Origin of the sequence: Sphingomonas olei (assembly GCF_045369765.1) — a bacterium.
Lineage (GTDB): Bacteria > Pseudomonadota > Alphaproteobacteria > Sphingomonadales > Sphingomonadaceae > Sphingomonas > Sphingomonas panaciterrae.
In genome coordinates this window covers 118,551-137,460 of record NZ_JBIQEU010000004.1, presented here as the reverse complement: position 1 = coordinate 137,460, position 18,910 = coordinate 118,551, and the positions used below count along the sequence as shown (strand labels likewise).

Below are 18,910 nucleotides of genomic sequence, written 5' to 3'. Positions count from 1 at the left end.
ATCGCTCGCATCGCCGGATCCGGGGATCGCCTCCCGATTCTCGGGGGAAGATATGGCGGGACCCAGGCAGAACGACCCGCTCGTCGCTCCACTCATCCGGAGCGCCATCTGAGTCGTACGCCGCACCGAGGGGGAAGGCGCAAACGAAAATGGGCCGCCCGGTTGCCCCGGACGGCCCTTCCCTCTCCTATGGCAGAAGCGGGGTGTTAGCTCGACGTCGACAGGTTGACCGCTGCATACTTGCCGCGACGATCAACTTCGATCTCGAACGACAGGCGATCGCCCTCGTTCAGGCTCGACATGCCGGCACGCTCGACAGCAGAGATGTGCACGAAGGCATCCGGCTGGCCATCATCGCGCTGGATGAAACCGAAGCCCTTCATCGCGTTGAAGAACTTGACCGTTCCGGTCGCCTTCTCGCCCGTCAGCTGACGCTGCGGGGCGCCAGCACCGCCGGCACGCGGCGCGCGCTCGGCACCGAAGCCGCCCTCGCGCGGTGCGCGCTCGGTCACCGGCATCGGCTCGCCCTCGATCTTGAGGTCGGTCGCCGAGATGCGGCCGCCACGATCGACGAGGGTGAAGCCAAGCGGCTGACCTTCGGCAAGGCCCGTCAGGCCGGCCTGCTCGACCGCGGAGATGTGAACGAAGACGTCTTCGCCGCCGTCATCGCGGACCACGAAGCCAAAGCCCTTCTGCGCGTTGAAGAACTTGACCACGCCGGTACCCTCGCCGACGACCTGCGGCGGCATGCGGTTACCACCGCCAAAGCCGCCACCGCCGCCGCCGCGGAAACCACCGCCGCCGCCGCCGCCGAAGCCGCCGCCGCCGAAGCCGCCACCGCCGCCACGGAAGCCACCGCCGCCGCCACCGAAGCCGCCGCGATCACCACCGAAACCACCACGGTCGCCGCCGAAACCGCCGCCGCCAAAACCACCGCCACCGAAGTCGCCGCCGAAATCGCCGCCGCCGAAGTCATCGCGCTTGTCGCGCCCGCGTCCGCCACGATTGCCGCGGCCACCTTTGTCGTAACCCATAAACCCTGTTCGTCTTCCCGCTCCGCCCGCAAAATCGTTCAAGATCCGCGCGATGGACGGCCGGCGCGGAGCTCCGTGACGCGAAAGCTGATGCGCCACGAGACTCGTCATAGCGCATCCGCGCACCTACCGCGAATAGAATCGTCACCAAAAACAAGTATTACGCTGCGATCATTGCGCAACTGTCGCGTTGAAGGCACAGCCCGTCGCTGGATTTTCTGCAGAATGTGAGCGCTACGGTGTGTTGTTGAGCCTTTTGGCGCGCCGCGCTAGGGCATCACGATGGCCGTATATTTTCATGAAGAAGACCTGCCGGGCGATGTGTTCGTTCCGGGTGCCCCGCTTGCCGTCGACACCGAAACCATGGGGCTCATCACGCCGCGTGACCGGTTGTGCCTGGTGCAGATTTCCGACGGCACCGGCGATGAGCATCTGGTGCGGTTCAACCCCGGGTCCGATTATGCCGCCCCCCATCTGCGGGCGGCGCTCGCCGATCCGGCGCGGCTCAAGCTCTACCATTTCGGCCGTTTCGATATCGCGGCGATCCGCCACTACATGGGGATTGTCGCGGCCCCGGTCTATTGCACCAAGATCGCCTCGCGCCTGGTGCGCACCTACACCGACCGGCATGGCCTGAAGGAGCTGGTTCGCGAATTGCTGGGGCAGGACATTTCCAAGCAGCAGCAATCGTCCGACTGGGGCGGTCCCGACCTGAACGACGCGCAGCGTGAATATGCCGCCTCGGACGTGCGCTACCTCCATCGCCTGCGCGAGGAACTGGATCGGCGACTCGCCCGCGAGGGTCGCACGGCGCTGGCGCAGGCTTGCTTCGACTTCCTGCCGCACCGTGCCGAGCTTGATCTCGCCGGCTGGCCGGAAACCGACATCTTCGCCCATGCCTGAGCCACACCCCGCTTGTGATGGCGGCGCGGCGCCTGAGCGCGCCGTGTTGGCACGAAGCAAGGCGGGACTGCGGCTTTTTGGGCGCTCGTCGCGTTTGATGCCCGCCGGGCGACCGGCGACGGGCAAGGGGAATGGCGTCACGCATGTCTGAAATAGCCATCCGGGAACGCTCCAGGCGGCAGCGCTGGGCGGCACCGGGCAGCCGGCACGATCGGTTGATCTCGGTGATGTACTGGCTGCTGCCCGTACTGATCGGCGTTCTGGCGGCCTTTCTGGTGATGGCCCCGCTGACGCGCGCTGGGGACGTGTCGTTCGTTCTGGACAAGAACAAGGTGGAGGTCGCCAAGGAGCGGCTGAAGATCCAGAAGGCGCAATATCGCGGCTCCGACGCCAAGGGCCAGCCCTTCACGCTCGACGCCGGCTCGGCGGTGCAGCGCAGCTCGGCTGAACCGGTGGTCCAGCTTAACGAACTGATCGCGCGCATCCGGCTGGAGGATGGCCCGGCATCGCTGACCGCTCCCAGCGGCCGCTACGACATGGAAAGCGAGCGGGTGAATGTGGACGGGCCGATCGCCTTTCGCGGACCCAACAACTACACGCTCGACACCCAGGATGCCGAGGTTGACCTGAAAACCCGCAAGCTGCGCTCGCGCGACGCGGTGACCGGCACGGTATCGCAGGGAACGTTCAGCGCGGACCGGCTCGATGCCGATCTGGAGGCGCGAACCGTCACGTTGCGCGGCAATGCCCGCTTGCGCGTGAACCCGCGAGGGGCGAGATAGCGCGCATGACACGTCCGGTCCTTCTCGCCCTTTGCCTGGCAACCGCTCCGCTGGCGACCACGGCCGGTGCTCAGACGCGGCACAATACCAATGCGCCGATCGACTTCGCGGCGGACACGATCGAGCTTCAGGATCGCGCCAACCGCGCGGTACTGCTGGGCAATGTGTCGGTTCGCCAGGCCGAAATGTCGCTGAGCGCGGCGCGAATGACGGTGAACTACACCGGCCAGATCGTGGACGGGAACCCGCAGGTATCGCGGCTGGACGCATCGGGCGGGGTCGTCGTGCGTCGCCCTGATCAGACGGCGCGCAGCCAGTTCGCCGTGTATGACCTGAACCGTCGCGTCATCACCATGATCGGCGGCGTCTCGCTGACGCAGGGCGCCAATACCGTGAACGGCGGCCGCCTGACGATCAACCTCGACACCGGCCGCGCGGTGATGGACGGATCGTCGGTTCGCGGGGGCGGCAGCGGCTCGGGCAATGTCACGACGGCGCCGTCGGGTCGCGTCACCGGCACCTTCTCCGTTCCGAAGCGGAACTGACCGGGAGCAACCCGCCGCGATCGGGGGTTTCCCTCTGCGCGTGCATTATGCATCATCACTGATGAATGTTTCTGATGCATGATTCCTGCCAGTTGCCATTCGACTGACGAGGCACTGGAACGATTGGCGAGGCAAGAACAGGCGATGGACGAGGTCACGACACTCGAAGAGGTGGAAGCAGTCCACGAGGCGCCGATTTCCGACGGCCTGCAGGTCGTCTCGATCGCGAAATCCTATGACAAGCGCACGGTGCTGCGCGACGTGTCGGTGTCGGTCGGGCGCGGCGAAGTGGTCGGCCTGCTCGGCCCCAATGGCGCGGGCAAGACGACGTGCTTCTATTCGGTGATGGGGCTGGTGAAGCCGGATGCGGGCCGCATCATGCTGGATGGTGAGGATATCACCGGTCTGCCGATGTACCGGCGGGCGATCCTGGGCCTCGGTTACCTGCCGCAGGAAACGTCGATCTTTCGCGGCCTGACGATCGAGAAGAACATCCTGACCGTGCTCGAACTGAACGAGCCGGATGCCACCGCGCGCCAGCAGAAGCTCGACCGGCTGCTCGACGAATTCGGCCTCACCCGGCTGCGTGATGCGCCGGCCATGGCGCTGTCCGGCGGTGAGCGGCGCCGGGCGGAAATCGCCCGGGCACTGGCCGCCGACCCCTCGATCATCCTGCTCGACGAACCCTTCGCCGGCATCGACCCGCTGTCGATCGCCGACATCCGCGCGCTGGTGAAACAGCTCAAGAGCCGCGGGATCGGCGTGCTCATCACCGATCACAATGTGCGTGAGACGCTCGAAATCGTCGACCGCGGCTACATCATCTACGACGGCCGGGTGCTGTTCTCCGGCGCCCCTGCGGATCTGGTCGCCGATCCCAATGTTCGCCGCCTCTATCTGGGCGAAGAATTCTCGCTCTGAGCCGATGCTGACCGTCCCTCTCCTCGCAGTCCCGGGTTCTGCCCGGACCGCGCGTGGCCAGGGTAGCTTTGGGCGTGCCTGCGGCGGCGCCGCCACGAGATGAGCCTCGCGCCGCGCCTCGACCTGCGTCAGTCGCAATCACTGGTGATGACGCCGCAGCTGCAGCAGGCAATCAAGCTGCTGACGCTGTCGAACCTCGAGATCGAAGGCGTCATCGTCGAGGAGCTGGAGAAGAACCCGCTGCTGGAGGCGCTGCCCGCGGCGGACGATGCGCCGGTGCCGGAGCGTGAGCCCGAAGCGCCCCGCGACGAGCCGGCGCCGGCTGACGAACTCGTCCTCTCGGGCGAAGCGGCTGGCGAGGCACTCGACGTCGACATCGTGGCAGAGCGATTCGACGACAGCCCGCTCGATAGCATGACCGGCGATCGCGCGGCGGGGGACGGCCTCGGCCTCACCGGCGCGACGGGCGGCAGCCTGGAGGACGGGCCTGACCTCGATGCCCTTGCCGCCGGGGATCGATCGCTCACCGAACACCTGCTGTATCAGGCAGGCGAGGTGCTTGGCGGCGGCGACCTGTTCGTGGCCCAGCATCTGATCGATCTGATCGACGAGGCGGGTTACCTGACGACCGAACTCGCCGACGTGGCCAGCCGCCTGGGCGTGCCGCTGGAGGCTGTTGAGCGCCTGTTGAGGGTCATCCACACCTTCGACCCCACGGGCGTCGGCGCCCGAAACCTCGCCGAATGCATCGCGCTGCAGGCGCGAGAGGCCGACCGCTACGATCCCGCGATGGCGCGCCTGATCGACAACCTCGATCTCGTCGCGCGCGGCGATCTCGCCCGGCTGAAGCGGATCTGCGAGGTCGATGACGAGGACATGGCCGACATGATCCGCGAGCTGCGCGGCTATGATCCGAAGCCCGGGCTCCGCTTCGGCGGGGAGCCGATGCAGGCGGTGACGCCCGACCTCCACGTGCGCCGCACACGGGGCGGCTGGATCGTGGAGCTCGACAGCGCCACCCTGCCGCGCGTGCTGGTCAACCGGCGATACCATGCAGAGCTGTCGTCGGGTCCGCAGGACAAGGCCTCCAAGGCGTGGCTCGGCGACATGCTGGCCAGCGCCAACTGGCTGGTGAAGGCGCTGGACCAGCGGCAGAAGACGATCATCCGCGTCGCGACCGAGATCGTGCGCCAGCAGGAAGCGTTCTTCCTGAAAGGCGTCGCGCATCTTCGCCCGCTGACGCTGCGGCAGGTCGCCGACGCGATCGAAATGCATGAATCGACTGTCAGCCGGGTGACGTCGAACAAATATCTCAGCTGCGCGCGCGGGCTGTTCGAGCTCAAATACTTCTTCACCTCGGCGATCCAGTCCGCCGACGGCGGCGATGCCGTGTCCGCCGAAGCGGTGAAAAGCGCGATCCGCGGCCTCATCGCCAATGAAGGCGCCAAGATCCTCAGCGACGATACGATCGTCGAGCTGCTCAACGCCAAGGGCTTCGATATCGCCCGCCGCACCGTCGCCAAATATCGCGAGGCAATGGGGATCGGCAGCTCGGTGCAGCGGCGGCGCCAGCGGGCGCTCAGCGGCGGCTGAGCACCCTGGGGCCGCCGCCGCTCGCTCAGCCGACCAGTCGCCGCGGCACCTTCACCTTCATGTCCAGCAATTGCTGCGCCTTGCCCTTGGCCAGCGCATCGAGCCGCAGGCTGGCGAACTGCCCCCCGCCCAGCGACTGGATGCAATGCAGGTTGATCGCATTCATCCCCGGCAGCTCGTACCGGCGAACCTCGGGATGGCTCGCCCCTTCGAACTCATGCGCGAAGAACGCCTGCACCGCGTCCTCGGTCAGCCCGGCGCGGATCCACGGCAGATATTCCGGCCGCCGCGCGATCACGCCGACGTTGAACGCATTGCCCTTGTCGCCCGAGCGGGCCCAGGCAAGGTCGATCAGCTGAACCTCGACCATCTCCTCGTCAGCGCCAATCGCCGGCGCCTCATCATCCACCTGCGGCCGCGCGATCATCGCCGGATCGAACGGCGTCGCCGGCGCCGGGTTGGCAACGGTGATCGTCTCCCCGCCCAGCGACACGCTGGCGTTCACCGACGCTCCATCGACCAGGAACGAAAACACCTGCGCCACCGGCGAGATCGTCGGCCGGGCGCCGAACCACCCGGTCGAACCCACGCTCATCGACGTGGTGGGCGAATCAAACTCACGCATCATGATGCCGAGCGCCTCGGCATCCTCATGCTCCGCCCCGATCCGCGCGATCACCTCGCGCGTCGCGGACAGCGCCGGATTGGCCTGCGCGCCATAGCTCGCCTCGGTCCCCAGCAATTCGACCCGCGTATCGCGCAGCGGCGGCAGGTTGCGCCCGCGCAGCATCTCGCCAACGCGGGTCAGCACCGCTTGTGCCTGCGCCTGCGCCTTCTTCGCCGCGTCGCGCCCGACCACCGGCATGATGCCGATAAAGCGATGCCCGTTCTCAAACGTGACGCAGGTCTTGAGCTTGCCGGTCGGCGGATAACCCCTGGCGTTGGACACGCGCACGCGGTGCTCGCCCTCTTCGGTGACGCTCAGCTGCGAGAAATCGCACACCACGTCGGGCAGCGCATAGGCCTGCGGATCGCCCACTTCGTACAGGATCTGCTCGGCAACGGCGGCTGCCGAGACGAGCCCGCCCGTCCCCTCCGGCTTGGTGACGATGAAATCGCCGTTCTCATGGCACTCGATCACCGGATAGCCGATGTGCGCCCAGTCGAGCACTTTCTCCCAGTCGGTGAACAGCCCGCCGGTCGCCTGCGCGCCGCATTCGATCACATGTCCCGCCAGCGATCCCGCCGACAGCCGATCGTGATCGTCCGGCCCCCAGCCGAATTCATGCATCAGCGGGCCGAGTGTCAGCGCGCTGTCGACCACGCGCCCGGTGATGACCACCTCCGCACCCGCCGCCAGCGCCGCCGCGATCGGCCCCCCGCCAAGATAGGCGTTGGCGGTCCACACCTTCTTCGGATCGGGAAAGGGCGCGTCGTTGAACATCTCGACCACGCCGCCCGCGGCGAAGTCGGGAACTCGCCCGATCAGGTCATCGCCGGTGACGATTGCGGTCCGGAAGGAAAGCCCGGCTTCCGCGGCAAGCTCCTCCATCCGCGCGCGGCAGGCCTGCGGGTTCACGCCACCCGCGTTCGTCACGATGCGGACGCCCTGTGCCTTGAACTCGCGCAGATTGTCCTTCCACACCCATTCGGTGAAATCGCGCGCATAGCCCTGGTCCGGGCGCACCTGCTTCAACTGGCCCAGCGGCGCCATTGTGGCTTCCGCCAGATAGTCGAGGATCATGTAATCGAGCTTGCCGCCTGCCAGCAATTGCGGCGCCGCGACCGAACTGTCCCCGAGGAATCCGCCCGCACCGCCGATCCTGACCACCTTGGCCATCTCACTCTCCCGCTTGTTTTGCGGAGAGCCGTAACGGAAAGCGGCACGCAGGCAAACCGCCCCTCCCCGCATTGCGCAGGGAGGGTGGTGTCACTCAGTCGGCGAACGGATCGCGGACCAGGATCGTGTCCTCACGCTCCGGGCTGGTCGACACCAGCGTGACCGGGCAGTTGATCAGCTCCTCGACACGGCGAATGTATTTGATCGCCTGCGCCGGCAGGTCGGCCCAGCTGCGTGCGCCGGCCGTCGACTGCGACCAGCCTTCCATCGTCTCGTAGATCGGCTCGACCGCGGCCTGATCGGCCGCGTGCGACGGGAAATAAACCAGCGTCTCGCCGCGCAAGCGATAGCCGGTGCAGATCGAGATCGTCTCGAACCCGTCGAGCACGTCCAGCTTGGTCAGCGCGATGCCGGTGATGCCGCTGACCGCTGCGGACTGGCGCACCAGCACCGCGTCGAACCAGCCGCAACGGCGCTTGCGTCCGGTGACGGTGCCGAACTCATGCCCGCGCGTTCCCAGCCGCTCGCCGGTCTCATTGTCGAGCTCGGTCGGGAACGGGCCGGAGCCGACACGCGTGGTGTACGCCTTGGCGATACCCAGCACGAAGCCGACCGCACCCGGCCCGAGGCCGGAGCCGCCCGCCGCGGTGCCCGCGATCGTGTTGGACGAGGTGACGAACGGATAGGTGCCGTGATCGATGTCGAGCAGCACGCCCTGCGCGCCTTCGAACAGGATGCGCCGGCCGGCGGCGCGTGCCTCGTTCAGGTCACGCCACACCGGCTTGGCGAAGGACAGGACGAAGTCCGCAATCTCGCGCAGGTCGGTCAGCAACCGCTCGCGATCGATCGGCGGCTCGCCGAATCCGGCGCGCAGCGCGTCGTGATGCGCCGTCAGGCGGTCGAGTTGCGGATCGAGATCGTCGAGATGCGCGAGGTCACACACGCGCAGCGCGCGGCGGCCGACCTTGTCCTCATACGCGGGGCCAATGCCGCGGCGGGTGGTACCGATCTTGCCGGCGCCGCTCGCATCCTCGCGCAGCCCGTCGAGATCGCGGTGGAACGGCAGGATCAACGCGCAGGTATCGGCGATGCGCAGCGTGTCGGGCGACACCATCACGCCCTGCCCCGACAGTTTCTCGACCTCGGCCTTCAGCGCCCAGGGATCGAGCACCACGCCATTGCCGATCACCGATGGCGTGCCACGCACGATACCCGACGGCAGCAGTGACAGCTTGTAGACGTTTTCGCCCACGACCAATGTGTGGCCGGCATTGTGGCCGCCCTGGAAGCGGACGACCATGTCGGCACGCTCGGCCAGCCAGTCGACGATCTTGCCCTTGCCCTCGTCACCCCATTGGGCGCCGATCACCGCAACATTCGCCATGGATACAATACTCCCCCTGCCGGGATGATCCTGGCCGCCCTTCGACAGGACTCGGCGACCAGAAGGGTCCATAAATGCGCCGCGCCGGTAGCCGTGGCGCGACGCCGCTGTCAACCAGCCAACGGCCGGGCCTCACCATCAACGAACAGGTGGGTGCACAGTTGCGCTTCGGGCGTGTCACCGGCGGCAAGCGCGGCAACCGTCGCCCAGCCGGCAGAACGCATCGCGGCGCCATCCGCTTCCGACGTGCCGAGCGGCAGGAACAATCGCCGGCGCTTGCCCGCGCTATCGCCAGCGATCGATGCGGCGAACAGCGAGAAGCCGGTCGCCGCCTCCTCCGCGCCATCCTCATGCATCAGCGTGTAGGTACCGCCCCGCCCGACCTCGCGCGTCGCCCCTTGCGCGAACAGCGAGAAACCAAGCCAGGTCTGATATTCGAAGCCATGCCGCTCGGTCGGATCCAGCGTCAGCGTGGCGCGGCCGCCAAGCGCCCTCGAAATCGCCTCCAGCCCGTCGAGTCGCGATGACAGGACGCCAGCACTGTCGAACGCCCGCAGCCGCGCAATCGCCGCGTCGAACGGCCCCGCCGCCTCGATCAGCGGCAGATATTCCGGCGCCAGCGCCGCGACGGCGCCCGCATCCTTGGCATCCAGCCGGTCGCGCAACTGCTCGACATCGCTGACCGGCAGCGGACCGGACGACAGCGTCTCGACCAGGTCGGGCAAGGTGAAGTCGACCGACACGCCGGTCGCGCCCGCCGCCGCCAGTGCCTCGACTGCCACCGTCACGACCTCGCGCGCGGCGGCGACCGAATCGAGGCCGATCAGCTCGCACCCGATCTGCCGCGCCTCGCGATCGGGCTGCAATGCCCCGCCGCGCAGCTTCAGCACCGACCCGGCATAGCTCAGCCGCACCGGGCGCGGGTGGTGCGCCATGCGCGTCGCCGCGATCCGCGCGACCTGCGCCGTGATGTCGGGGCGGATCGCCATCGTGCGCTGGCTGACCGGATCGACGAAGCGAACCGCATCGGCGAGGCCGCCGTCCTTCAGGCGCGAGGCGAGGCTATCGGCAAATTCCGCCAGCGGCGAGTCGACCCGCTCATAGCCATAGGAATGGGCGACCGCGAGCACGCGCGATTCGACCGCCGCCGACGCATCGGCATGCGGCGGCAGGCGATCGCGAAACCCCTCGGGGAGCAGCGTCGTCATCTTACGCGCTCGCCCCGATCAGATCGGCGCACGGGAAAGGAGCAGTCGACAGCACCACGGCGATCATCTGAAAGGCACCTCGTTCAAATTCATCATCCTGCGCAGCGCACCGCCGCGCGATGACGCGAAAGCATGGCCGCCCGACCAAAGCGATCGGGCGACGTCGCGCGCCTCGTTGCCCGCACGGGTGCCGCCGTCAACCTCGATGATGCGCGCGCCTGTATTGGGCGCCCGCGGGGGGCCGAAAAACCGATCCGGCCGCGACACCAGGTGCCGCGGCCGGATCATCGCCGAAATGATGCCAGGCGCGGCCATTCTTCTCCGGAAGAAGGCCGCGCTGGCTCCGGGCAAAAGGGCTTAGAAGCGAAGCCCCATCGCGGTCTTCACCCCCGGCAGCGCCTTCACGGTCGCCAGCAGTTCCGCCGTCACCGGCTGGTCCACCGACAACAGCAGCACCGCCTCGCCACCCGCCTGACGGCGGCCGAGATGGAAGGTGCCGATGTTCACCCCGGCCTCGCCCAGCGTGGTGCCCAGACGGCCGATGAATCCCGGTGCGTCCTCGTTCACGACGTACAGCATCGCGCCGGTCAGATCGGCCTCGACCTTGATGCCGAACAGCTCGACGAGGCGCGCGGCCTGATCGCCGAACAAAGTGCCCGCGACCGAACGCTCGCCATCCGCGGTGCGGACCGAGACGCGAAGCAGCGTGTGGTAATCGCCCTCACGCTCGGTGCGGATCTCGCGCACTTCCATGCCCCGCTCGCGCGCGAGCAGCGGCGCGTTGACCATGTTCACCGTGTCGGTCTGCGTGCCGAGGAAGCCCTTCAGCACCGCGCTGGTCAGCGGCTTCGGGTTCAGCTCCGCCGCGGCGCCTTCCATGTGGATCGAGATGCGATCGATCGCGCCATGCGCCAGCTGGCCGACGAGGCTGCCGAGCTTTTCGGCAAGGCTCATGTAGGGCTTCAGCTTGGGCGCTTCCTCGGCCGTCAGGCTGGGCATGTTGAGCGCGTTGGTGACGCCGCCCGACACGAGATAGTCCGCCATCTGCTCGGCCACCTGAATGGCGACGTTCACCTGCGCTTCGGTGGTCGACGCGCCGAGGTGCGGCGTGGAGATGAAGTTCGGCGTGCCGAACAGCGGGCTTTCCTTCGCCGGCTCAGTGACGAACACGTCGAGCGCCGCGCCGCCGATATGGCCGCTGTCGAGGCCCTGCTTCAGCGCCGCCTCGTCGATCAGGCCACCGCGCGCGCAGTTGATGATCCGCACGCCCTTCTTGGTCTTGGCGAGATTCTCGGCCGACAGGATGTTGCGCGTCTGATCGGTCAGCGGCGTGTGCAGCGTGATGAAGTCGGCACGCGCCAGCAGCTCGTCCAGCGTGACCTTCTGCACGCCAAGCTCGATCGCACGCTCTTCGGTCAGGAACGGATCGTAGGCGACGACCTTCATCTTCAGCCCGAGCGCGCGATCGGCGACGATCGAGCCGATGTTGCCCGCGCCGATCAGCCCCAGCGTCTTGCCGGTGACCTCGACGCCCATGAAACGGTTCTTCTCCCACTTGCCCGCCTGGGTCGAGCGATCCGCCTCCGGCAGATCACGCGCCAGCGCGAACATGAGGGCAATGGCGTGCTCGGCAGTGGTGATCGAATTGCCAAACGGGGTGTTCATCACCACCACGCCCTTGGCGCTGGCCGCGGGGATGTCGACATTGTCGACGCCGATTCCGGCGCGGCCCACAACCTTCAGGTTGGTCGCCGCCTCGAGGATGTCCTTCGTGACCTTGGTCGAGCTGCGGATCGCCAGACCATCATATTGGCCGATCATCGCCTTCAGCTCGTCCGGCGTCTTGCCGGTGATCTCGTCCACTTCCACGCCGCGCTCGCGAAAGATCTGCGCGGCCTTGGGATCCATTTTGTCGCTGATAAGAACCTTGGGCATGGGATAGTCCTTTGCCTGCACCGTCGCCCCGGCCTGAAGCCGGGGCCCCGCCATCTGCGGCGCTACGGTGAGAAGAAGCGTGACCCCGGATCAAGCCCGGGGTAACGCAAGGGAGTGGGTGGTCTCAGGCCGCCTTGGCCGTCGCGTAGGCCCAGTCGAGCCACGGGCCGAGCGCGACAATGTCCGCGGTGTCGACCGTGGCGCCGCACCAGATGCGCAGGCCCGGAGGGGCATCGCGATAGCCGCCGATGTCATAAGCGGCGCCCTCTGCCTCGAGCAGCGAGACCATCTTCTTGATCACCGCTTCCTCGGCATCGACCGTCAGGCAGACGCTCGTGGTCGAGCGCGAGGCTGGCTCGGCCGCGAGGTGCCCGAGCCAGTCGCGCGCGGCAACAATCTCGTCGAGCGCCTTGGCGTTCGCATCGGATCGCGCGATGAGGCCGTTCTCGCCCAGCGACTTTGCCCATTCGAGAGAGAAGATCGCGTCTTCAACCGCCAGCATCGAGGGGGTGTTGATTGTCTCGCCCTTGAACACGCCCTCGGCGAGCTTGCCCTTCGAAACGAGGCGGAACACCTTGGGCAGCGGCCAGGCCGGCGTGTAGGTTTCAAGCCGCTCGACCGCGCGCGGGCCAAGGATCAGCACGCCATGCGCGCCTTCGCCGCCCAGCACCTTCTGCCAGGAGAAGGTGGCGACATCGATCTTGTCCCACGGCAGGTCGTACGCGAACACGCCGCTGGTCGCGTCGGCGAAGGACAGGCCCTCGCGATCGTCAGCGATCCAGTCGCCGTTCGGCACGCGAACGCCGCTGGTGGTGCCGTTCCAGGTGAACAGCACGTCGTTCGACCAATCGACCTGGCCGAGATCCGGCAGCTGGCCGTAATCGGCGCGGATGACGGTGGGGTCGATCTTCAGCTGCTTGACGGCGTCCGTCACCCAGCCTTCGCCGAAGCTCTCCCAGGCAAGCGCGGTGACGGGGCGGGCGCCCAGCATCGTCCACATCGCCATTTCGAAGGCACCGGTGTCGGAGCCCGGAACGATGCCGATGCGGTGCGTGTCAGGCAGCTTCAGCAGCTCGCGCATCAGATCGATGCAATATTGAAGGCGCTGCTTGCCGATCTTGGAGCGGTGCGAACGACCGAGCGTGGCATCGGCCAGCTTGGCGGCATCCCAGCCCGGCGGCTTTGCGCAGGGGCCCGAGGAAAAATAGGGTCGCGCCGGTTTCGTGGCGGGTTTCGCAGGCGCAATGGTGGCGTCGGCGAGCGTCGTATCAGTCATGTCTGACTCTCCTTACAGAGAGCACGCGCGGCGTTGGGACCGCGTGGCCCGCCGACGGCTCTAGTGAACCGGGGACAACGTGGCAACCGCGATAAAGTGCGATCGACTCGCTTCGTCCTCTGCTACCCACCATTCAACCTGCGCGCCCCAACCACCGCTTTTCCTGAGCGACAAAACCGGCAAGAAAAGAGCGGCGCGTCAAACAGTTCATCGCGATCGGGGGAAGTGTTGCGTACCTTCATCATGCTCGCGCTGGCGGCGAGCCTCGCCGCGTGCGGCCGCTCGGAGCCGCCGGCGCGGTCCGATCGGCGCACCCCCGCGCCGCGAATCGAGGGGCCATCGTCACGCGAAACCGCGCAATGCCACCGCGACCTGCGCGAGATCGGCGTTGCTTATGAACCGCTGCCCGATCGCCAGTTCGGGCCCGGCTGCGGCGTAATCGGCACAGTGAAGCTGCTCGACATCGGCGTGCCGACAACAAACCTTGGCGCCGTGCGATGCGGCGCGGCGCGCACCTATGCGCGGTGGGCGCGCAATGCCGTTGCGCCCGCGGCTTACCAGATACTGGGCAGCGAACTGGCAAAGATCGAAAGCATGGGCACATACAATTGCCGCAACGTTGCCGGCACCGGTCGCCGCTCCGGCCATTCGGTCGCCAATGCGATCGACATCGGCGGTTTCGTTCTGAAGGACGGGCGGCGGATTACCGTGCTCAACGACTGGAACTCGCCCGATCCTGCCATCCGCCAGTTCATGCGCACGATCACTGCGTCCGCCTGCCGCCGGTTCGGCACGGTGCTTGGCCCAAACTATAACAGCGCCCATCGCAACCACTTCCATCTGGAGGACGACAAGGCCAATTTCTGTCGTTAAAGGCCGACGAAATGACAGAAACCCGCGTACCGAGCCGCACCTTTCCCCGTGCGCGCCAGGATGCCGAGTCGGCCAAGACCGGCATCTCCACCCCCCAGACCGAAAACCCGGCTTACCGCCTCGCCTTCCAGGACATGGACTTCCTGCTGCGCGAGGATCTGCGGCCGGTGCGTTTTCAGCTGGAGCTTTTGAAACCCGAACTGCTGCTGGAAGAGGCCCATATCGGGTCCACGTTCGTGGTGTACGGCTCCGCACGCATCCCCGAGCCGGAAAAGGCGCAGGCGATGCTGGAGATGGCCGATCCCGAGCATCGCCACATCGCCGAGCGACTAGTCGCCAAGTCCAAATATTACGACATGGCGCGCGAGCTCGCCCGACTCGCCAGCAACTTCCCGCGCGACGAACAGGGCAAGCGGCACTTCGTCGTGTGCTCGGGCGGCGGTCCGTCGATCATGGAAGCCGCGAACCGCGGCGCGGCGGACGTTCACGCCGAATCAATCGGCCTGAACATCGTCCTGCCGCACGAACAGGCGCCCAATCCCTATGTGACGCCGTCACTGTCGATGCAGTTCCACTATTTCGCGCTGCGCAAGATGCACTTCCTGCTGCGCGCGCGTGCCTTGGCCGCCTTCCCGGGGGGCTTTGGCACCTTCGACGAACTGTTCGAGCTGCTGACCCTGATCCAGACCGGAAAGGTCGCGCCCATCCCCGTGCTGCTGTTCGGCCGCGAATTCTGGGAGCGCGTGGTGAACTTCGACGCACTGGTAGAGGAAGGCGTGATCTCCGAACGTGATCTGGGCATCTTCACCTATGTCGAAAGCGCGGCCGAGGGCTGGGCGGTCGTCCAGCGCTTCTACCAGGAGCGGGCGGACAAGGAAGCAACCGCCGCCTGACGGCGCGGGCTGATCGATCAGCCCGCGCGCTGCAACAACAGGTCGCGCGCGGCATTCAGCGCGCGCGCCTGTTCGGGCGAGCCACCACGATCGGGATGCGCTTCCGCCATCAGACGGCGATGCGCCGCGCGGATCGTTGCCTCATCCGCCTGTCGGTCCACCCCCAGCAAGCGTCGCGCCGCCACTGCATCCCCCGGCTCAGCCATCACCACCCGCCGCTTGACCGACTTTCCGCCCCAACCATTCTTCCACAATCGCCACCCGGCATAAGCGACCAGCAGCGCCAAGATGAGCTTCAGCATCACGCGACGAGCGGCGTGGCGGGTTCAGGCAGCGACAATCCCGACATCATCTCGCGCAGTTCCTGCCGCGCGGCGACATGGCCCAGCCCCATGCCGCCAAAATCCTTGGTATCCAGCATCGTCAGCCCCGACGGGAACAACTCGCGATAGATCACACGCTCGCCAAGGCCAGGGATGATGCGAAAGCCGACCCGCTTCGCCAACTGGTCGAGTGCTTCGGACACGCGCCGCATGTTACGCGCCTCGATATGCTGCAAGCGGTTGCGCAGCACGACCCAGTCGATCGTTGACCCGTCGGCCTTCGCCCGCGCCTTGCGCGCATCCCAGATCAGTTCGGAGTAGAAGCTCGGCCGCGTGACCTTGAACGTCTCGGGATGGACTTGCCCGATCAGATCGAAATCGACGAAGCTGTCGTTCATCGGTGTCACCAGCGTGTCTGCCCGCGTCGCGGCGGCACGTGCATATGGATCGTCACGTCCCGGTGTATCGATCACCAGAAAGTCGCTGTCGCGCAGCATGTCCTCGTACGCTTCCTCGAAATCCTCGTGCGCCGTCCGATAGCGCGGGATCATCAGCGCCGATCCGGTGCGACGAACCGTCTCGGCCCGGTTGTCGAGATAGCGTCCCATGGTGCGCTGGCGATGATCGAGATCAAGGCAGGTGACGCGCGCGCCCCGCACGGACAACGCAATCGCTACGTGAACGGCGGTGGTCGACTTGCCCGTCCCGCCCTTCTCGTTAGCGAACACGATCACGTGAGTATTGTCGGAACCGGTCGGCAAATCGTCGCATCCTTTGTTGATCGCGTCCACCGATCCCCATAGATGCCCGCCCGTTCCGTTTCGAGTGGAGTTTCATCGGCGTGCAGACTGTCCGTGACCTGAACGAGCTGCGCGCCGCAATCGCCGCCTTCCGTGCAGAGGGTGCGCGCATCGCGCTCGTGCCTACCATGGGGGCGCTTCACGCCGGGCATATCGCATTGATTGACGCGGCAAAGCGGGCCGGGACCAAGGTTGTTGCCTCGATCTTCGTCAACCCGACGCAATTTGGCCCGAACGAGGATCTGGCGCGCTATCCCCGGCGCGAGGCCGCCGATTCGCGGATGCTGGTAGAGGCGGGCTGCGACCTGCTGTGGCTGCCGACCGTCGAAACCATGTACCCGGACGGCTTTGCGTCGACCGTCAGCGTCGCAGGCGTGAGCGAGACGCTGGACGGCGCGTCACGCCCCGGACATTTCGACGGCGTCGCGACGGTGGTGACGAAGCTGTTCAACCAGGTTTCGCCGGACGCCGCCTTCTTCGGCGAAAAGGACTACCAGCAATTGCAGGTGATCCGCCGGATGGTGAGCGATCTCGACTTCACGATCGACATCGTGGGCGTGCCGACGCAGCGCGATGATGACGGCCTGGCCCTGTCGTCGCGCAACATCTACCTCGACGAGGAAGAACGCGCCAAGGCGGTGGCCCTGCCCCGCGCGCTCGGCGTCGCCGCCCGCGCGATCGCCCGCGGCATCCCCGCAGAGGAAGCAGCAGCAGAAGCGCAGACGAGCCTCGTCGCAGCCGGGTTCACCGTCGATTATGTCACTTTGGTCGACGCTGAGACGCTGGCCGCCAACCCGGGCGCTGATCGCCCCCGCCGCCTGCTCGCCGCCGCCCGGATGGGACAGACCAGGCTGATCGACAACATTGCTGTCACGCTCGACTGAGCGCGTTAACCATTTTGATACACGAATCGCGCCAATGTCGCCGCATGGGGACATGAACATGGGGCGAGGGAAATGGGTAACAGTCTCGAAAGTGCGCGTTTTCTGATCAACAGCCGGCTCAGCGATGCGCTGCGCGGCGATGATGATGCCTGCTACGATTTGGGCGTTGCCTATTCCACCGGCACCAACGGCGCGGAATACGACCTGATCGAAGCCCACAAATGGTTCAATCTGGCCGCCGTCGCCGGACACGTCGCGGCCCAGGCAGCCCGCGCCGAAATCGCCGATGACATGCCGGCCCGCGACATAGCGGTGGCCCAGCGCGCGGCCCGTGCGATCATCGCCCAGGCGCAGCGCCGCGCCGCCTAGCGCCGTCGCTTCAGGGGCGCGCGTAGCACCTGCGGACCTGCCGCTCGCTCAGCGATCCCGGCCGGCGACGAAGCCGTCATAGGGACCGCACGTTTCCGGATCCTTGCGGCAGCGCTTCTGCCACTCGCGCCGCTCCTTGCCTTCGCGCGCTTCGGCCTTGCGCATCTTGCGGCCGTAATTGCGGTCGGCCTCCTCCTGACTCGTGGTGGACCAGTCGACCACCTTCCCGGCTGCCTTGAACGGCGCCGTCACGACGCTCGCGGCTGTGCGAACGCAGCCGCCAGTGGCGAGCGGGATGATCGCGGCCGCCGCGATCAGAATTGTTTTACGCATCACTTCACTCCCCGCGCCTGATCGCGCACCTTTACGCCTGTTGCGGGAAAATCGGTGAAGAATCCGTCGATACCAAGGCGAAGCGCTGCCGAAATCTCGGCGGCCAAGTCACCGTGGCCGCGCGGGTTGATCCCTTGTCGATAGGGGACGGGAAGGAAGTAATTCTCCGCGCGGTACGTCCAGGGATGGACGCGCAGGCCGGCTGCATGGGCGTCGCTGACCAGCCTGGTCGGCGCTGAGCCATCCCAAAGCATCGCCTTGTTAGGCCCAATGCCCCACGCGTAGCCCGCTACCGCATTCAACCCGGCCGACGTCATCATCGCGGCATAGCTTGGCGCGGCGCCATCCGCCGGCCCGCCCTTCCCATCGACCAGCTGGATCAGCCGCACACTCGTCATGCCCTTCAGCCGCTCGAGGTTCGCGACCTCGAACGACTGGATGAACACTGGCGCATCGGCGCTGTCCCATCCGGCACGGCGCAGCGCCTCCACCAGCGGAGCGTCCGTCCCCTTGCCGATCGATGCGAAATAGGTCGGATGCTTCGTCTCGGGGTAGATCCCCACGCCGTGCTTCTTGGCCAGCGCGATCACCTCGTCGAAGGTCGGGATCGTCTCCGTGCCGTCATAGTCCCGGTTGCCCGGTCGCATCAGCGGCAGCCGCTCCTTGGCGCGCAATGTCTTCAGCTCCGCGACCGTGAAATCCTCGGTGAACCAGCCGGTCAGTTCCTTGCCGTCGATCGTCTTGGTCGTGCGGCGATCGGCGAATTCCGGATGGTCCGCGACGTCGGTCGTCTCGCTGATCTCATTCTCGTGGCGCGCCACCAGCACACCATCGCTGGTCGGCACCAGATCGGGCTCGATCACATCCGCACCTTGCGCGATCGCGAGTTGATAGGCGGCAATCGTGTGCTCCGGGCGCTCTCCGGAAGCACCGCGATGAGCAATCACAATCGGTGACGACAAGGAAGGAACGAAAGTCATCGGCTCCATTTGCGACGTGGATCCACAAGCTGCC

20 protein-coding genes are annotated in these 18,910 nt (G+C 66.6%); 9 read left to right on the top strand and 11 right to left on the bottom strand.

The window, feature by feature from the left end:
• Nucleotides 1-206: 206 nt before the first annotated feature.
• The gene (locus tag ACH0BU_RS06975; RefSeq protein ID WP_296220769.1) at nucleotides 207-1,034 is read right to left on the bottom strand and encodes a cold-shock protein; all 828 of its coding nucleotides are present in this window, start codon (nucleotides 1,032-1,034) and stop codon (nucleotides 207-209) included.
• A 282-nt stretch (nucleotides 1,035-1,316) separates the two neighbouring features.
• Between ACH0BU_RS06975 and ACH0BU_RS06970 the strand changes: the two genes are divergently transcribed.
• The 5 genes from ACH0BU_RS06970 to rpoN all read left to right on the top strand — a co-directional run bounded on the left by ACH0BU_RS06970 (nucleotide 1,317) and on the right by rpoN (nucleotide 5,778).
• Nucleotides 1,317-1,937 carry a ribonuclease D gene (locus ACH0BU_RS06970; RefSeq protein ID WP_125945180.1) on the top strand — a complete coding sequence of 207 codons (621 nt, stop codon included), beginning with the start codon at nucleotides 1,317-1,319 and terminating at the stop codon, nucleotides 1,935-1,937.
• Between the two features lie 143 nt (nucleotides 1,938-2,080).
• Nucleotides 2,081-2,719: an LPS export ABC transporter periplasmic protein LptC gene (gene lptC / locus ACH0BU_RS06965; protein WP_046409156.1), complete on the top strand. Its 639-nt coding sequence runs from the start codon at nucleotides 2,081-2,083 to the stop codon at nucleotides 2,717-2,719.
• A gap of 5 nt (nucleotides 2,720-2,724) precedes the next feature.
• The gene (locus ACH0BU_RS06960; RefSeq protein ID WP_046409127.1) at nucleotides 2,725-3,264 is read left to right on the top strand and encodes an LptA/OstA family protein; all 540 of its coding nucleotides are present in this window, start codon (nucleotides 2,725-2,727) and stop codon (nucleotides 3,262-3,264) included.
• Nucleotides 3,265-3,408: 144 nt separating this feature from the next.
• Nucleotides 3,409-4,185, top strand: coding sequence for an LPS export ABC transporter ATP-binding protein (lptB, locus tag ACH0BU_RS06955; protein ID WP_046409126.1), 777 nt, complete (start codon nucleotides 3,409-3,411; stop codon nucleotides 4,183-4,185).
• Between the two features lie 99 nt (nucleotides 4,186-4,284).
• Nucleotides 4,285-5,778 (top strand): RNA polymerase factor sigma-54, encoded by a 1,494-nt coding sequence (gene rpoN / locus ACH0BU_RS06950; RefSeq protein ID WP_314470868.1) that lies wholly within the window; start codon nucleotides 4,285-4,287, stop codon nucleotides 5,776-5,778.
• A 25-nt stretch (nucleotides 5,779-5,803) separates the two neighbouring features.
• Here rpoN and ACH0BU_RS06945 read toward each other — a convergent pair whose 3' ends face one another.
• The 6 genes from ACH0BU_RS06945 to ACH0BU_RS06920 all read right to left on the bottom strand — a co-directional run bounded on the left by ACH0BU_RS06945 (nucleotide 5,804) and on the right by ACH0BU_RS06920 (nucleotide 13,421).
• Nucleotides 5,804-7,618: an acyclic terpene utilization AtuA family protein gene (locus ACH0BU_RS06945; RefSeq protein ID WP_314470870.1), complete on the bottom strand. Its 1,815-nt coding sequence runs from the start codon at nucleotides 7,616-7,618 to the stop codon at nucleotides 5,804-5,806.
• Nucleotides 7,619-7,712: 94 nt separating this feature from the next.
• Complete coding sequence (locus ACH0BU_RS06940) at nucleotides 7,713-9,002, bottom strand: adenylosuccinate synthase (RefSeq protein WP_500263877.1); 1,290 nt, start codon at nucleotides 9,000-9,002, stop codon at nucleotides 7,713-7,715.
• 110 nt (nucleotides 9,003-9,112) lie between these two features.
• Entirely contained in the window at nucleotides 9,113-10,210 is a 1,098-nt protein-coding gene (locus ACH0BU_RS06935; RefSeq protein WP_296221819.1) for an ATP phosphoribosyltransferase regulatory subunit, read from the bottom strand.
• A gap of 63 nt (nucleotides 10,211-10,273) precedes the next feature.
• The gene (locus tag ACH0BU_RS06930; protein ID WP_125945175.1) at nucleotides 10,274-10,525 is read right to left on the bottom strand and encodes a hypothetical protein; all 252 of its coding nucleotides are present in this window, start codon (nucleotides 10,523-10,525) and stop codon (nucleotides 10,274-10,276) included.
• Between the two features lie 42 nt (nucleotides 10,526-10,567).
• Entirely contained in the window at nucleotides 10,568-12,145 is a 1,578-nt protein-coding gene (gene serA / locus ACH0BU_RS06925) for a phosphoglycerate dehydrogenase (protein ID WP_125945174.1), read from the bottom strand.
• Nucleotides 12,146-12,269: 124 nt separating this feature from the next.
• Entirely contained in the window at nucleotides 12,270-13,421 is a 1,152-nt protein-coding gene (locus ACH0BU_RS06920) for a phosphoserine transaminase (RefSeq protein WP_125945173.1), read from the bottom strand.
• 225 nt (nucleotides 13,422-13,646) lie between these two features.
• On the opposite strand from ACH0BU_RS06920, the gene ACH0BU_RS06915 reads away from it, so the two are divergent.
• Both ACH0BU_RS06915 and ACH0BU_RS06910 read left to right on the top strand, forming a co-directional pair.
• Entirely contained in the window at nucleotides 13,647-14,294 is a 648-nt protein-coding gene (locus tag ACH0BU_RS06915; RefSeq protein ID WP_231621922.1) for an extensin family protein, read from the top strand.
• Nucleotides 14,295-14,305: 11 nt separating this feature from the next.
• Nucleotides 14,306-15,187: an LOG family protein gene (locus tag ACH0BU_RS06910; protein WP_046409118.1), complete on the top strand. Its 882-nt coding sequence runs from the start codon at nucleotides 14,306-14,308 to the stop codon at nucleotides 15,185-15,187.
• Between the two features lie 17 nt (nucleotides 15,188-15,204).
• On the opposite strand, the gene ACH0BU_RS06905 is transcribed toward ACH0BU_RS06910, so the two are convergent.
• A complete protein-coding gene (locus ACH0BU_RS06905; protein WP_136450481.1) occupies nucleotides 15,205-15,489 on the bottom strand; it encodes a J domain-containing protein in 285 nt (94 codons plus the stop codon).
• Nucleotides 15,489-16,271 (bottom strand): division plane positioning ATPase MipZ, encoded by a 783-nt coding sequence (locus ACH0BU_RS06900; RefSeq protein ID WP_301091766.1) that lies wholly within the window; start codon nucleotides 16,269-16,271, stop codon nucleotides 15,489-15,491. The genes ACH0BU_RS06905 and ACH0BU_RS06900 overlap by 1 nt, the downstream gene beginning before the upstream one ends.
• An 80-nt stretch (nucleotides 16,272-16,351) precedes the next feature.
• On the opposite strand from ACH0BU_RS06900, the gene panC reads away from it, so the two are divergent.
• Nucleotides 16,352-17,194 (top strand): pantoate--beta-alanine ligase, encoded by an 843-nt coding sequence (gene panC, locus ACH0BU_RS06895; RefSeq protein ID WP_314470881.1) that lies wholly within the window; start codon nucleotides 16,352-16,354, stop codon nucleotides 17,192-17,194.
• A 72-nt stretch (nucleotides 17,195-17,266) separates the two neighbouring features.
• Nucleotides 17,267-17,563, top strand: a complete 297-nt coding sequence (locus ACH0BU_RS06890) for a sel1 repeat family protein (protein ID WP_125945171.1) — start codon at nucleotides 17,267-17,269, stop codon at nucleotides 17,561-17,563.
• A 48-nt stretch (nucleotides 17,564-17,611) separates the two neighbouring features.
• Here ACH0BU_RS06890 and ACH0BU_RS06885 read toward each other — a convergent pair whose 3' ends face one another.
• Nucleotides 17,612-17,896 (bottom strand): hypothetical protein, encoded by a 285-nt coding sequence (locus tag ACH0BU_RS06885; protein ID WP_136450479.1) that lies wholly within the window; start codon nucleotides 17,894-17,896, stop codon nucleotides 17,612-17,614.
• Nucleotides 17,896-18,885: a glycerophosphodiester phosphodiesterase family protein gene (locus tag ACH0BU_RS06880; RefSeq protein ID WP_314470884.1), complete on the bottom strand. Its 990-nt coding sequence runs from the start codon at nucleotides 18,883-18,885 to the stop codon at nucleotides 17,896-17,898. Before ACH0BU_RS06880 ends, ACH0BU_RS06885 begins: the two co-directional genes overlap by 1 nt.
• Nucleotides 18,886-18,910 lie beyond the last annotated feature (25 nt).